Here is a 14,696-nt window from a genome sequence, read left to right as displayed (position 1 = left end):
GGGAAGGGGTCTGTAGGCTCCGCCACGCCGCGGCCACCCCTAGGGGATAAGCTTTAGGGGATGGAAGTCCTTGCGCTGGTCCTCCGCAACCTCTTGGCCCGTCCCGTGCGTAGCCTCCTGACCCTTCTGGGGGTCCTGATCGCCACCACCAGCATGGTCCTTTTCCTATCCTTCGGGGAGGGCTTGCGGCGCTCCCTGGCCCAGGAGCTATCCCGGGTGGGCCCCGCCATTCAGATCGTCCCCGAGGGGATGGAGGGGCTGGGGTTCTCCGGGTATCCTGAAATCACCCCCAAGGAGTACGGGCTGGCCCAGGAAGCGGGCAGGGAGCTGGGTGTCAGGGCCATCATCCCCACCCTCTTCCTGGCTCGAGGCGGGTTCGACCCCCAGACCAGCTTCTTCTTCCAGGGCCTGCCGCAAGGCGTAGCCCCGGACCTCCTTTACCCGGGGGTAAGGGTACAGGCCGGCCGGCTTCTCCCTTCGGAAAGGGGGGCCATCGTGGGGGCCAAGGTGGCCAAACGCAGCCAGCTTTCCCTAGGAGGCCCCCTCAGGCTTTCCCCCCGGGTGGAACTGAGGGTGGAGGGCATCCTGGAGGAAAGCGGGGGGCTTGCCGATAACCTCATCTTCGTGCCCCTAAAGCCCTTGCAGGAGGTTCTGGGCACGGAAAACTACACCGCCTTGCTGGTGGCCTTAAACCCCGGGCAGAAGGCGGAGGAGGTGGCCCGGGCCCTGGAGGCCAGCCTCCCCGGCCTCAAGGCCCAGACCACCGGGGACGTGATGCGCTTTGCCGAAAGGGCCTTGCGCATCAGCGACCTCGTGCGCTTTGGCATCAGCCTGGTGGCCTTGGTGGTGGGGGGGCTTTTGGTGGCCAACACGGTGATGATGTCCGTCTATGAAAGGACGCGGGAGTTTGGGGTCATGCGGGCTTTGGGCGCCAAGCGGGGTTTCATCTTCCGGCTGGTGGTGCTGGAGGCGCTTTTCCTTGCCCTGTTGGGCGGTGTGTTGGGGCTGGCCTTGGGAAGCGCGGTTTCCTATGCCATCAACCTCTACACCCTGGACCAGGTGGGCCTAGCCCTCTCCGCGGTCACCCCCAGGCTTTCCCTCTTTGCCCTCTTGGTAGCCCTGGGGCTAGGGCTTTCCGCCGGGCTTCTTCCCGCCTACCACGCCAGCCGCATCCCGGTGGTGGAGGCCTTGGGGAGGGTGTGATACCACCCTGGCCCACGCCAGGGTGGGGCCCCGGAAAAGGCCTTGGCTAGGCGAGAGGGCCGTGGAGGAACGGGACATGAAAAACAGGGACCAGGCTACCCCACCCCAGCTTCCAGCGAGGATTGGGGCCAATAGGGAGTCAACGATGGCCAACCTACGAGCCGAAAACCTCAGCAAGCGCTATCGGCAGGGGGAGAGGGAGGTGGTGGCCCTCGAGGGTTTCACCTTCTCCTTTCCCCAGGGGAGTACCGCGGTGGTGGGGCCTTCGGGGAGCGGCAAGACCACCCTCCTAAACCTCCTCGCCGGTTTTGACCTGCCCACGGAAGGGGGAGTGTACCTGGGGGAGCTGGCCTTGCACCAGCTTTCCGAGGACCAAAGGGCCGAGGTGCGCCTCCGGAATATGGGCTTTGTCTTCCAGCAGTGGAACCTGATCCCCACCCTCACCGCCTGGGAAAACGTGGCCTTTCCCCTCCTCCTGGCGGGCCTTCCCCCCAAGGAAAGGAGGGAGCGGGCCCTAGCCCTTTTGGAACAGGTCGGGCTTCTGGAAAGGGCCCAGCATCTGCCAAGCCGCCTGTCGGGGGGAGAACAGCAACGGGTGGCCCTGGCCCGGGCCCTGGCCCTGGATCCCCCCATCCTCTTCGCCGACGAGCCCACGGGGAACCTGGACGCCGCCTCCCGGGAACAGGTGGCGGCCCTGCTCTTTGAGGCTGGGCAGGCGCGTACCCTCATCCTGGTGACCCACGACCTGGAGCTGGCCAGCCAGGCGGACCGGATCCTGCACCTAAGGGGAGGCCGGCTGGTACGGGTAGCCACCCCGGCACCAGGCTAAATCCTGGGGACATCTGGCCCCCTAGGCCGTGGCACAATACCCTTTATGGGCAAGCGGCTGGTGGTGATCGGTGGGGTGGCGGGTGGGGCTTCCGCCGCCGCCAAGGCCAAGCGGGAGAACCCGGACCTCGAGGTGGTGGTCTACGAAAAGTCGGGCTGGGTTTCCTACGGGGCCTGCGGCCTGCCCTACGTGCTTTCCGGGGAGATTCCCCGTCTGGAAAAGCTGGTGGCCCGGACCCCGGAGGAGTTCCGGAAGCAGGGGGTAGAGATCCACACCCATCACGAGGTGGTGGACGTGGATCCGGAGCTCAAAACCCTCACCGTCTTTGACCACCAGGAAGGGCGCACCTTCCAGGACCGGTACGACCACCTGGTCCTGGCCACCGGGGCTAGGCCCATCCTTCCCCCCATCCCGGGCACGGAGCAGCAAGGGGTCTACACCCTAAGGAGCATGGAGGATGGCCAAAAGCTCCTCAAGGCCCTGGAAGGGGCCAAAAGGGCCGCCATCCTGGGGGCGGGGTACATCGGCCTCGAGGTGGCCGAGGCCTTCCGCAAGCGGGGCCTCGAGGTCACCCTCCTGGAGCTCAAGGACCGCCCCTTACCCCACTGGGATGGGGAAGTGGGCCATCTCCTCAAGGAAGAGCTGGAGCGCCATGGGGTGGAGGTCTGGACGGGGGTGAGGGTGGTGGCCTTCAGGGGCCAGGGCCGGGTGGAGGCGGTGGAAACCTCGGAAGGGGTGGTGCCCGCCGATTTGGTCCTGGTGGCCACGGGGGTCCGGCCCAATACCCTCCTGGCCCAGGCCATGGGGGTGGCCTTGGGCCCCACGGGGGCCATCGCCACCGACGAAAGAATGCGCACCAACCTGGAAGGCGTGTATGCCGCCGGGGACGTGGCGGAAAGCTTCCACCAGGTGCTGAAGCGCCCCTACTGGCTTCCCTTGGGGGACGTGGCCAACAAGCACGGCCGCACCGCCGGGGCGGTCATCGCCGGCAAGGAGGCCCGCTTTGCCGGGGTGGTGGGCACCGCCATCTTCAAGGCCTTTGGCCTGGCGGTGGCCACCACGGGTCTTTCCCAGGAGGCGGCCCTAAGGGAAGGGTTCCGCGCCAAGAAGGTCTTCATCCAAAGCCGGGACGGGGCCCATTACTACCCGGGAAGCCAGCCCCTTTGGGTGGAGCTGGTCTACGAAGAGAGGACGGGAAAGCTTTTAGGCGGGGCCGTGGTGGCCCATGGGCACGGGGCCTTGCGCATAGATGCCCTAGCCGCCCTGCTGCACCAAGGGGGCACGGTGGAGGACCTCTTGAGCCTGGACCTGGCCTACGCCCCGCCCTATAGCCCCGTCTGGGACCCCCTTCTCATCGCCGCCCAGCAAGCCAGGTAACCCCAAAGCCCAGCTGGGGTCCCCCATAAGTCCCCGACAAGGCGGTAAACCGGTGTAGTTAGGAGGGGAAAACACCATCAAGGAGTGTTAAGCCTCTTGCCTTACACCCTACACCGTAACTTCTCCCAGCTCCAGACTGGCCTTGGGAGGTGAGGGATGGATCCCTTAAGCATGCTGACCCCCGAGATGCGGCAAGAGGCGGAGGAGCTCAGGCGGGAGTGGGCCACCAACCCCCGGTGGAAGGGGGTGAGGCGGGACTACCGCCCCGAGGATGTGGTGCGGCTTCGGCCCAGCGTGAAGGTGGAGTACACCTTAGCCAAGCGAGGGGCAGAGAAACTTTGGCAACTCCTGCACGAGCGCCCTTACGTGCACACCTTCGGGGCCTACACCGGGGCCATGGCGGTGGAGATGGTGCGGGCCGGGCTGGAAGCCATTTACCTCTCCGGCTGGCAGGTGGCCGCCGACGCCAACCTGGCCTGGCAGACCTACCCCGACCAGTCCCTTTACCCCTATAACTCCGTGCCCCAGATCGTGAAGCGCCTCAACAACGCCCTGATGCGGGCCGATATGATCGAGCGCTCCGAGGGCAAGGTGACCCGGGACTGGTACGTGCCCATCGTGGCCGATGCGGAGGCGGGCTTCGGTGGGGCCTTGAACGTCTTTGAGCTCACCAAGGCCATGATAGAGGCCGGGGCCGCGGGCATCCACTACGAGGACCAGCTGGCCTCGGAGAAGAAGTGCGGTCACCTGGGGGGCAAGGTGCTGGTGCCCACCTCCCAGCACATCCGCACCCTCCAAGCGGCCCGCCTGGCGGCGGACACCATGGGGGTACCCACGGTGATCATCGCCCGCACCGACGCCGAGGCGGCCACCCTCATCACCAGCGACATAGATGAGCGGGACAGGCCCTTTATCCTTTCCCAAGAGCGCACCCCCGAGGGCTTCTACCGGGTGAGGAATGGCCTCGAGGCGGGGATTGCCCGGGCCTTGGCCTATGCCCCTTACGCCGACGTCATCTGGATGGAAACCTCCAAGCCCGACCTGGAGGAGGCCCGCAAGTTCGCCGAGGCGGTGAAGAAGGCGTTCCCCGACAAGCTCCTCGCCTACAACCTCTCCCCCTCCTTCAACTGGAAGAAATTCCTGGACGACGAGACCATCGCCAAGTTCAACCGGGAGCTGGGGGAGATGGGGTACAAGTTCCAGTTCATCACCCTGGCGGGCTGGCACACGGTGAACTACTACATCTGGGAGCTGGCCAAGGGCTACAAGGCCCGGGGCATGCCCGCCTTCGTGGAGCTCCAGCAGAAGGAGTTCCTGGCCCAGGCCCAGGGTTTCACCGCCGTGAAACACCAGCGGGAGGTGGGGGCGGGCTACTTTGACGAGGTGGTCCTGGCCCTGACCCAAGGGGAGGCCTCCACCCTGGCCCTCAAGGGCTCCACCGAGGAGGCCCAGTTCAACGAGCCCGTGCACTGAGGGCAGGCCTTGCGCCCCTCCTTACCGCCCCCAAACCGGGGGCGGTTTAATCTGGGTAGGCTGTGGCCACACCGGGGCTGGTATAGTGTAATCACCATGTCAGATGCACATACACCCTGGTTGCGCTATCTGGAGGAGCTCCGCCCGCACCTCAGGGGCCGGGACCACCGGGGCAAGCGGGGCTCCTTGCGCTGGCTGGAAGCCCTTATGACCGAACGGGGGGGCAAGGCGGGGACGGTGCGCAACATCCTCTACAAGGACCTGGGAAGCCCCGAGGAGAAGGAAAGGCTTTACGGGGTCATCGCCGACCTGTACCAGGAGGCGGGCCTCCCTCCTCCTCCTCCCCCGGCGGAGCTTTTCCTGGAAAGCGCCCGCAAAACCCTGGGCCGGGACAAACGCCGGATCTTCCGCCGTTTCCTGAAGGAACTGGAGGCCGGAGGTAAGCCTCAGATGGTGGTGGTGGGGGGGCCGGCCACGGGCAAGGGGGTTCTCTTGGCCGCCTTGAGCCGTGCCCTCTCCGCTTTGCCGGGAAAGGAACCCTTTCTCCTCAACCTGGGGGGGGAACTGGCCCAGGCCCTGGTCCCCTTGGCCGAGGGCTTGGGGACAGGGGAGGAGGTGCGGTCCCTTCTGGCCCAGCTTTCCCCCACCCAGCCCTACATCCTGCAAGGAGCCCTGGAGCAGGAGGTCCTGACCCTCCTGGCCCGGGGCCTGAACCGGGAGGGGCGCCCTCTCCTCCTCCGGGCCGAGGCTGAGGGCACCTTGGAAGGCCTCCCCCTGCGGGGCCCGGACGGCACCCAAAGGGGGCTCGCGGCCTGGCTGGAGCCTTTCCTAAAGGCCTTGACCATTCCCTACGTGGCGGCCCTAAGCGAGCCACCCCCCGCCCTGCCCTTCCAACCCCTCTCCCCTCCGAGCCGGGAGGAGGCCCGGCGCTTCGTACGGGAACGGCTTCCCCACCTGCCCCCGGAGAGGCTGGAAGCCTTGGTGAACCAGGCGGGGCGCAACTTTGGGGAGCTTTCCCGCTTGGTGCTTCTGGAAGCCGCCAAGCACGATCCCCAAACCCCTTTGCAAGACGATCCGGCCCTCAAACCCCTGCTCCTGGCCCTTTCCGCCTTCAGCCCCGAGGCCGATCCCGCCTTCCCCGCAGAGCTCTTGGAAAAGGCCTTGGGCAAACCTCTGGAACGCCTTTCGCAAGCGGAAAGGGCCCTTTTGGACTGGGTAGGGGAAGGCCTGGTGCGGCCCGCCCTAAGAAGTCTCCTCCCCCAGGACGCCCCCAAGGAGCTCCACCGCCTGGCCCTCGCCTTCTTCCCTAAGGAAAACCTCTTCCGCAAGCTGCATCACGCCTACAAGGCGGGGGAAATCCGGGTACTTTTGGATCTTCTGCAGGAGGACCCTGCCCGGCTGGCCCTCCTTCCCGGGCTCTGGCAGGAGGCCCAGGCCTGGCCCCGGGAGGACCTCGAGGCCCTGGCCGCGGTGGTGGTGCGCTACCGGGCGGTCTTGGGCCAGTACGCCCACCCCGAGGCGGAAGAGGCCCTCCGGGTGCTTTCTCAAGCCCAGGACCCCGCCCTGCGCACCTGGGCCCGCATCAAAGGGGCGGAGGCCAAGGCGGACGCCGCCCTTTACAAGGAGGCGGAGGAACTTCTTCCCCCCAAGAAGGACCTCGCGCTCCTGAACGAAACCGCCCAGGCCGAGGGGCTTTTGGTCATGGCGGCGGTGGAGCGCTGGAAAGGGGACTACGAGAAGGCGGCCCGTTTCGTAGAGGAAGCGCAAGGGCTTCCCGTGGCCCCCTTCCTACAGGACCGGGTACACCTGTGGCGGGGACTGGTAGCCAAGGACCTGGGCCGCTACGGGGAGGCCCTGGAGGCCCTTTCCCAGGTGGGCCACGACCCCCTCCTCGCGGGGAGGGCCCGCTACCAGATGGGAGACCTCCTCATGCGCTTAGGAAGCCTAGAGGCCAAGCCCCGCATGGAGGAAGGCCTAAAGGCCCTGGAGGAAGGGGGTGCCCCTAAGGACGAGGTGGCCCGGGTAAGGGCCCGCTACGCCACCCTCCTCCGGCGCCTGGGCCTTTACCAGGAGGCAGGCGAGGCCATAGCCAAGGCCCTGGCCGAGGCGGAGGACCCCTTCACCCGGGCCCGGGTGGAGAGCGAGGCCGGGATCCTCGAGGCCGCCCGGGGCCGCCCTTTTGCCGCCCTACGGCTTCTGGTTCCGGCCGAAGCCTACTTCCGCACCACGAGGGAAAGGCCCAAGGAGGCCCGCTACCGCCACCTGCGCACCCTCTTCCGCCTAGGAGCCACCTATCTTCTCCTGGAGGCCGGCCAACCCTACCGCCCCCCCTTCCTTGGGGGTCTTACCGCCCCCACCGCCTCCCGCCTTCTTCAGGACCTCCTGGCAGAGATTCCCGAGGAGCCCACCGAGCGCTATACCGCTCTCCGCCTGGACACCCTTAGCCTCCTTTCCCTCCTTCTGCCCCCGGAAGAGGGCAAGGCCCTCTTAAAACCCCTCCTTCCCCTGGAAAACCCCTATTTGGAAGCCCAGGCCCGCCTGGGCTATGCAGAGGCCCTGGCCCGGGGAGGCCGGTTTGGGGAGGCTCTGGCCCAGGTGGTGGCCCTGCCTCCTTTGGAAGACCCTGGCCTCCTGGCCCAAGCCCGGGCGGTGGAGATCCTGGCCCTTTTGGGCCTGGGGGAGAAGGAGGCCGCCTGGCAAAAGGTTCTGGAGGTGAAGAAAAGCCCCCTTCCCGAACCTTTTCGCTTCCAGCTGGGCCGGGCCCTGGGCCGCTTCTGCCCCGAACTCCAAAGGCGGCTTCCCCCTACCCCCCTGGCCTTTGCCGAAGCCCTGGGCTTCCACCTGGCAAATCCCGACTAAATCACTATACTTTAGGAGGGTGGGGCGGTATACTCTTACTGCGAATGGGTCGCAGTAAGAGGCTGACCCAGCATCAGGAGGCAGAACGATGAACCAGCTAGAAATCCGTGACCTCTGGGCTTCTATAGATGGCGAAACCATCCTTAAGGGCGTGAACCTGGTGGTCCCCAAAGGCCAGGTCCATGCCCTCATGGGCCCCAACGGGGCCGGCAAGAGCACCCTGGGCAAGATCCTGGCCGGGGACCCTGAGTACACGGTGGAAAAAGGGGACATCCTGCTGGATGGGGAGAGCATCCTGGACCTCTCCCCGGACGAGAGGGCCAAAAAGGGCCTCTTTCTGGCCTTCCAGTACCCGGTGGAGGTGCCGGGGGTGAGCATGGCCAACTTCCTGCGCCTGGCCCTCCAGGCCAAGCTGGGCCGGGAGGTGGGGGTGGCGGAGTTTTGGACCAAGGTGAAGAAGGCCTTGGAACTTCTGGACTGGGACGAATCCTACCTCTCCCGCTACCTCAACGAGGGCTTCTCCGGCGGGGAGAAGAAGCGCAACGAGATCCTCCAGCTCCTGGTCCTCGAGCCCACCTATGCCGTACTGGACGAGACCGACTCCGGGCTGGACATTGACGCCCTCAAGGTGGTGGCCCGGGGGGTGAACGCCATGCGGGGCCCGAACTTCGGCGCCCTGGTGATCACCCACTACCAGCGCCTTCTGAACTACATCGTCCCCGACCGGGTGCACGTGATGATGGACGGGCGCATCGTGGCGGAAGGAGGCCCGGAGCTGGCCTTGGAGCTGGAGGCCAAGGGTTACGAGTGGCTTAGGGAAGTAAAGGAGGGGGCATGAACGAGGTGGACCTGAAGGCCCTGGGAGAGGAATACAAGTACCACTTCGTGGACGAGGTCAAGCCGGTCTTCGTGGCCGAGCGGGGCCTGACCCGAAGGGTGATTGAGGCCATCAGCTACCACAAGGGGGAGCCCGAGTGGATGCTGAAGTTCCGCCTGCGGGCATTGGAGATTTTCCAGAAGAAGCCCATGCCCACCTGGGGCCCTGACCTCTCGGGCCTGGACCTGGACAACCTGGTCTACTACGTGAAGCCCGCGGAAACCCGGGATGCCAAAAGCTGGGAGGAAATCCCTGAGGAGATCCGCAAAACCTACGAGCGCCTGGGCATCCCCGAGGCGGAGAGGAAGGTGCTGGCCGGGGTGGGGGCCCAGTACGACTCGGAAATGGTCTACCACCGGGTGAAGGAGGAGCTGGAGCGGCAGGGGGTCATCTTCGTGGCCATTGAAGAGGGTATGAAGAAGTACGAGGACCTCTTCAAGGAGTACTTCGCCAAGGTGGTGCCCCCGGAGGACAACAAGTTCGCCGCCCTGAACTCCGCCGCCTGGTCCGGGGGCTCCTTCGTCTACATCCCCCCGGGGGTGAAGGTGGAACTGCCCTTGCAGGCCTACTTCCGGGTGAACACCCCCGAGTTCGGCCAGTTTGAGCGCACCCTGATCGTCGTGGACGAGGGGGCCGAGGTGCACTACATAGAAGGGTGCACCGCCCCCATGTACTCCAGTGAGTCCTTGCACACCGGGGTCATTGAAATCGTGGTGAAACGGGGAGCCAGGAGCCGCTACACCACCATTCAGAACTGGTCCACCAACATGTACAACCTGGTGACGCAAAGGGCCTTGGTCTACGGGGATGCCTTCCATGAGTGGCTGGATGGCAACCTGGGCTCCAAGGTCACCATGAAGTACCCCTCCAGCTACCTCCTGGAACCGGGGGCCCGGACCGAGATCCTCTCCATCGCCTTTGCCAAGACCGGCCAGCACCAGGACACCGGGGCCAAGATCATCCTGGGAGCTCCCCATACCTCGGGTACCATCGTTTCCAAGAGCATCTCCAAGGGGGAGGGCCGGGCCAGCTACCGGGGCCTGGTGAAGGTGCTGGACGGGGCCAAGTACGCCAGGGCCAACGTGGAGTGCGATGCCCTCCTCATCGACCCGGAAAGCCGCACCGACACCTACCCCTACATCGAGATCCAGGAGGACACCGCCCACGTGGGCCACGAGGCCACGGTGTCCAAGATGGACGACGAGCAGATCTTCTACCTAGAGACCCGGGGCCTTAAGGAGGACGAGGCCGCAGCCCTCATCGTGCGGGGCTTCATTGAACCCATCGCCAAGGAGCTGCCTTTGGAGTACGCGGTGGAGCTCAACCGGCTCATCGAGCTGGAGATGGAGGGCTCCGTAGGCTAAGGGTCCCCGTCAAGAGCCTTAACCTTTGCGCTAGGAGGATGCATGCAGGTACTGGACAAAACGCAGGTGGAAACCATCTCCCGGGCCCTAGGGGAGCCAGGCTGGGTGCTGGAGGGGAGGCTAAAGGCCCTCGAGGCCTTCGCCCACCTCCCCTACCCCAGCAAAAAGGACGAGGCCTGGCGCTACACCGACCTCTCCGAGGCCCCTTTGGAAGGCGAGGTGGAGACCCCCAAGGGGCTTCGGCTTTCCCGGGACGAGCTTCCTGAGCTGGTAAAGCGCCGTTTGGAGAAAACCGATGTTTCCGGTTTTCTGGTCTTCGTGGGGCCGGATTTGGTCTACGCCGAGGTCCCCGAGGAGCTTCTGGCTAAGGGGTTGGTCCTCACCAGCCTGGCGGAGGCCCTTAGGTCCCATCCCGCCAAGGTGGAGGCCACCCTGTTCCAGGGGGTTTACACCGAGGACAAGTTCGCTGCCCAAAACGCCGCCTTCTTCACCCACGGGGCCTTCCTCTACGTGCCCGCAGGGCTGGAAGTGAAAAAACCCCTAGGGGTCTTCAAGGTGCTGGAAGGGGGCAAGGCCTCCGCGGGCCGAAGCCTCCTCCTCCTGGAGGACAACGCCAAGGCTGCCTACATTGAGGAGTACCTTTCCCCAGACCTTCCCCCCACCCTGCACCTCTCCGCCACGGAGATGGTCCTGAGGCCTGGGGCCCGGCTGCGCCACGCCCACGTCCAGACTTTTGGCGACGGAGTTTGGCACTTCCACCAGCAAAGGGCCCTTCTGGAGCGGGACGCCGTCTTAAACGACCTGGTGGTGAACCTGGGCGGGCGCTACGCCCGGAGCGAGGTGGCCTCGGAGCTATTGGGCCCGGGGGCGGAAAGCGAGATGCTGGGGCTTTACTTCGGGCACGGCCAGCAGCACTTTGACCACTACACCCTGCAGCACCACGTGGAGCACCATACCCGAAGCGACCTCCTCTACAAGGGAGCGGTGAAGGACGAGGCCCGGGCGGTCTTCTCCGGCCTCATCAAGCTGGAACGGGGGGCCCAGAAGACCGACGCCTACCAGGCCAACCGCAACCTCATCCTCTCCCCCACCGCCCGGGTGGACTCCATCCCCCAGCTGGAGATCGGGGCCAACGACGTGCGCTGCACCCACGGGAGCACCACCGCCCCCGTGGACGAGACGCAGCTTTTCTACCTCCAGTCCCGGGGGCTTTCCCGTAGCCTGGCCCAAGAACTCCTGGTCAAGGCCCACCTGGCGGATGTCCTCACCCGCATTCCCCTAAAGGCCCTAAGGGCTCACCTGGAAGCGGTGATAGAGGAAAAGGTTAGAATCTAAGGCCATGTGGACCCCGGTAGCCAAGCTGGGCGATCTGGAAAACGGTAGGCTGGTGGTCAAAAGGCCCGAGCACAAGAAGCCCATCCTCCTCCTCTACACCGGGGAGGAGGTCTTCGCCCTGGAGGACGTCTGCACCCACGATGACGGCCCCCTGCACGAGGGGGACCTGGAGGATGGGCAGATCGTCTGCCCCCGGCACGGGGCCCGCTTTGACCTCAAGACAGGCCGGCAGACCCTGCCCGCCCCTAAACCCATCAAGGTCTTCCCCGCCAGGCTCGAGGGGGACACCATCCTCCTGGACCTTTAAACAGGGCCCCTTTCCAGGCCCCAAGGTTTCCCTTGGGGCCTTTCCCCTTGACGCCAGGGGAAGGAGGGGGTAGGGTAGGAATACCCACCCCACCTGGGGTGGGGGAGGTGGAGGATGCTGAAGCTCAAGGTGGAAGGCATGACCTGCAACCACTGCGTGATGGCGGTAAAGAGGGCCCTCATGAAGGTGCCCGGGGTGGAAAAGGCCGAGGTGAGCCTGGAGCGGGCCGAGGCCTGGGTGGAGGGAAAGGCGGATCCTGAAGCCCTTATCCAGGCGGTGGAAGAAGAGGGGTACCGGGCCGCCCTGGCCGGCTAGACCATGCCCCGCGACCACCTCCACCTGGACCCCAAGGTGCGGGAAGAGGCCAAAAGGCGCCTCCTCTCCGCCAAGGGCCACCTCGAGGGCATCCTGCGCATGCTGGAAGATCCCCATGTGTACTGCGTGGACGTGTTGAAGCAGCTTAAAGCGGTGGAAGGGGCCTTGGACCGGGTGGGGGAAATGGTCCTAAGGGCCCACCTTAAGGACCACGTGGCCACCGCCCATGAGCGGGGAGACGTGGAAGAGATCGTGGAGGAGCTGATGGAGGCCCTCAAGTACCGCTAAGGGCAACCCATCCGTCCCCTCCATACCGGGAGCATGGGGGTTTCCGCAAGAAGGGATCTAGAGCTATGGCACTGGAAGTAAGGGTGGGAGTAAAGGGCATGACCTGCGCCTCGTGCGTGGGGCGGGTGGAAAGGGCCTTGAAAAGGGCCCCAGGGGTGGAGGAAGCCCGGGTCAACCTCACCACCGAGGAGGCCTTTTTGCGGCTACAGGAAGGCGTAAACCTCGCCGAGGTGCTCAAGCAGGTGGAGGAGGCAGGGTATGAGCCCGTGGTGGCCCGGGTGGAGATCCCCGTGAAGGGGATGACCTGCGCCGCCTGCGTGGCCCGGGTGGAGCGGGCCTTGAAGAGGCTCCCTGGGGTGCTTTCCACCCAGGTGAACCTGGCCACGGAAAAGGCCTTTGTGGAGTACCTGCCCGACACCGTAACCCTTCCCCGCCTGCGCCAGGCCATCCGGGAAGCGGGCTACGAGCCCCTGGAGGTAGCCCAGGAGGAAAGGAAGGCCCCCGCTTACCCCACGGATCTCCTTATCGCCTTACCCTTTGCCTTCCTCACCCTCCTTTTGGCCATGGGGCCCATGCTCCTTCCCCTCCCCCACGTTCCCCCTTTCTTCCAGGTCCTCACCGCCTTACCCGTGCTCTACGCGGGCCGGCGTTTCTTCCGCCAGGCCCTTTCCGAGGTGCGCCACCGCGCCCTTGGCATGAGCACCCTGGTGGCCCTGGGGGCGGGAAGCGCCTACCTTTACTCCTTTTTGGTCCTCCTCTTCCCCACCCTGTTCCCCGAGGAGGCCCGCCATCTCTATCTGGAAGCAGGAGCGGTGATCCTGGCCCTGATCCTCCTGGGCAAGCACCTGGAGGAAAGGGCCAAGGGCAAAGCCTCGGAGGCCATCCGCAAGCTCCTTGCCCTAAGGCCCAAGACCGCTAGGGTGGTGCAGGGAGGGGAGGAGAAGGAGGTCCCCGCTGAGGCCCTTATCCCTAACGACCTGGTGCGGGTCCTACCCGGGGAGCGCATCCCCGCCGATGGGGTGGTGGTGGAGGGCTTCAGCCACGTGGACGAGGCCATGCTCACCGGGGAGCCCATCCCCAAGGTCAAGGGGCCGGGGGACGAAGTGGTGGGGGGCACGGTGAACGGGGAAGGGGCCCTCCTCATCCGGATAAGCCGGGTGGGGGAGGCCACGGTCCTCGCCCAGATGGCCCGTCTGGTGGAGGAGGCCCAGGCCTACAAGCCCCGGGTGCAAGAGGTGGCGGACCGCATCGCCAGCGTCTTCGTACCCATCGTGCTCCTCATCGCCCTCACCACCTTCGCCCTTTGGGTTCTCTATGGCCCCGGCCTCTCCTACGCCTTCGTGGCCCTCCTTTCCGTCCTCCTCATCGCCTGCCCTTGCGCCATGGGCCTCGCTACCCCGGCGGCCATCGCCGTGGCCACGGGAAAGGCCGCAGGGATGGGCCTCCTTTTCCGCAAGGGCCAGGCCATAGAAGGCCTCGCCCGGGCGGATACCGTGGTCCTGGACAAAACCGGTACCCTGACCCAGGGAAAGCCCGCCCTCACGGAACGCTTAGGGTTTGCCCTGGATGCAGAAGAAGCCCTGCGGCTGGCCGCGGCTTTGGAACGGGGGAGCGAACACCCCATCGCCAAGGCGGTGTTGGAGGCGGCCAAGGGCCTTTCCATACCCGAGGCCCAGGCGGTGCGGGCTCTTCCCGGGGAGGGGATCGAGGGGGTGGTGGAGGGGAAGAAGCTTTACCTGGGGGGCCCGGCCCTGATGGAACGGCTTGGGGTAGGGCTTCCTAAAGAGGCCTGGGAGCTATCCGAAAAGGGCTACACTCCCCTTTACCTGGCGGATGGAAAGGAGCTTCTGGCCGCCTTCGGCGTCTTTGACCCCCCAAAGCCCGAGGCCAAGAAGGTGGTGGCAGCCCTCAAGGCCCTGGGCCTAAAGCCCGTCCTCCTCACCGGGGACCACCCCGTCCCGGCCCGGCGGGTGGCCGAAGCCTTGGGAATCGAGGAGGTTCTGGCGGGGGTGCGCCCCGAGGGCAAGGTGGAGGCCATAAGGCGCCTGCAAGCCCAAAGGAAGGTGATCTTCGTGGGGGACGGGATCAACGACGCCGCCGCCTTAGCCCAGGCCGATGCGGGCATCGCCCTGGCCACGGGCACGGACATCGCCGTGGAGGCAGGGGATGTGATCCTGCTTTCGCCAAGCCTGGAAGGCTTGCTGGACGCGATCCTTCTCGCACGGCGCACCCTTTGGACCATCCACCTCAACTTCTTCTGGGCCTACGCCTACAACATCCTCCTCATCCCCGTGGCGGCCGGGGCCCTCTACCCCCTTACCGGGCTTCTTCTAAACCCCATGCTGGCGGCCGGGGCCATGAGCCTGTCCAGCCTCTTCGTGCTCAGCAACTCCTTGAGGCTGAAGAAGTTCCAGCCACGAGGCTTTACCGCAGCTTAACCCGCTAGGGCTAAGGTGAAACCAGGAGGTG

The 14,696-nt window shown here is 65.6% G+C and carries 12 protein-coding genes; all 12 read left to right on the top strand.

Annotated elements, in window-relative coordinates:
• The first annotated feature begins 60 nt into the window (after positions 1-60).
• The 12 genes from L0D18_RS09500 (at position 61) to L0D18_RS09445 (ending at position 14,665) form a co-directional block, all read left to right on the top strand.
• Positions 61-1,203, top strand: a complete 1,143-nt coding sequence (locus tag L0D18_RS09500; protein WP_243028650.1) for an ABC transporter permease — start codon at positions 61-63, stop codon at positions 1,201-1,203.
• 145 nt (positions 1,204-1,348) lie between these two features.
• Positions 1,349-2,032 carry an ABC transporter ATP-binding protein gene (locus L0D18_RS09495; protein WP_243028649.1) on the top strand — a complete coding sequence of 228 codons (684 nt, stop codon included), beginning with the start codon at positions 1,349-1,351 and terminating at the stop codon, positions 2,030-2,032.
• Positions 2,033-2,077: 45 nt separating this feature from the next.
• Positions 2,078-3,409 carry an FAD-dependent oxidoreductase gene (locus tag L0D18_RS09490; RefSeq protein WP_243028648.1) on the top strand — a complete coding sequence of 444 codons (1,332 nt, stop codon included), beginning with the start codon at positions 2,078-2,080 and terminating at the stop codon, positions 3,407-3,409.
• Positions 3,410-3,565: 156 nt separating this feature from the next.
• The gene (gene aceA, locus L0D18_RS09485) at positions 3,566-4,882 is read left to right on the top strand and encodes an isocitrate lyase (protein ID WP_243028647.1); all 1,317 of its coding nucleotides are present in this window, start codon (positions 3,566-3,568) and stop codon (positions 4,880-4,882) included.
• A 96-nt stretch (positions 4,883-4,978) separates the two neighbouring features.
• Positions 4,979-7,741 (top strand): hypothetical protein, encoded by a 2,763-nt coding sequence (locus L0D18_RS09480; RefSeq protein WP_243028646.1) that lies wholly within the window; start codon positions 4,979-4,981, stop codon positions 7,739-7,741.
• Between the two features lie 88 nt (positions 7,742-7,829).
• The gene (sufC, locus tag L0D18_RS09475; protein WP_243028645.1) at positions 7,830-8,579 is read left to right on the top strand and encodes a Fe-S cluster assembly ATPase SufC; all 750 of its coding nucleotides are present in this window, start codon (positions 7,830-7,832) and stop codon (positions 8,577-8,579) included.
• A complete protein-coding gene (gene sufB / locus L0D18_RS09470) occupies positions 8,576-9,982 on the top strand; it encodes a Fe-S cluster assembly protein SufB (RefSeq protein ID WP_243028644.1) in 1,407 nt (468 codons plus the stop codon). Before sufC ends, sufB begins: the two co-directional genes overlap by 4 nt.
• Positions 9,983-10,024: 42 nt before the next feature.
• The gene (gene sufD / locus L0D18_RS09465; protein WP_243028643.1) at positions 10,025-11,317 is read left to right on the top strand and encodes a Fe-S cluster assembly protein SufD; all 1,293 of its coding nucleotides are present in this window, start codon (positions 10,025-10,027) and stop codon (positions 11,315-11,317) included.
• 4 nt (positions 11,318-11,321) lie between these two features.
• The gene (locus tag L0D18_RS09460) at positions 11,322-11,624 is read left to right on the top strand and encodes a Rieske (2Fe-2S) protein (RefSeq protein WP_243028642.1); all 303 of its coding nucleotides are present in this window, start codon (positions 11,322-11,324) and stop codon (positions 11,622-11,624) included.
• Positions 11,625-11,738: 114 nt separating this feature from the next.
• A complete protein-coding gene (locus L0D18_RS09455) occupies positions 11,739-11,939 on the top strand; it encodes a CopZ family metallochaperone (RefSeq protein ID WP_243028641.1) in 201 nt (66 codons plus the stop codon).
• 3 nt (positions 11,940-11,942) lie between these two features.
• On the top strand, positions 11,943-12,227 hold the full coding sequence (gene csoR, locus L0D18_RS09450) for a metal-sensitive transcriptional regulator CsoR (protein WP_243028640.1): 285 nt from the start codon (positions 11,943-11,945) through the stop codon (positions 12,225-12,227).
• 65 nt (positions 12,228-12,292) lie between these two features.
• Positions 12,293-14,665 carry a heavy metal translocating P-type ATPase gene (locus L0D18_RS09445; protein WP_243028639.1) on the top strand — a complete coding sequence of 791 codons (2,373 nt, stop codon included), beginning with the start codon at positions 12,293-12,295 and terminating at the stop codon, positions 14,663-14,665.
• The last annotated feature ends 31 nt before the right edge of the window (positions 14,666-14,696 follow it).

Source organism: Thermus albus (assembly GCF_022760855.1).
In the GTDB taxonomy this organism is placed as follows: Bacteria; Deinococcota; Deinococci; order Deinococcales; family Thermaceae; genus Thermus; species Thermus albus.
Note: the sequence above shows the minus strand (reverse complement) of the source record. Positions and strands in the feature narration are given on the sequence as shown.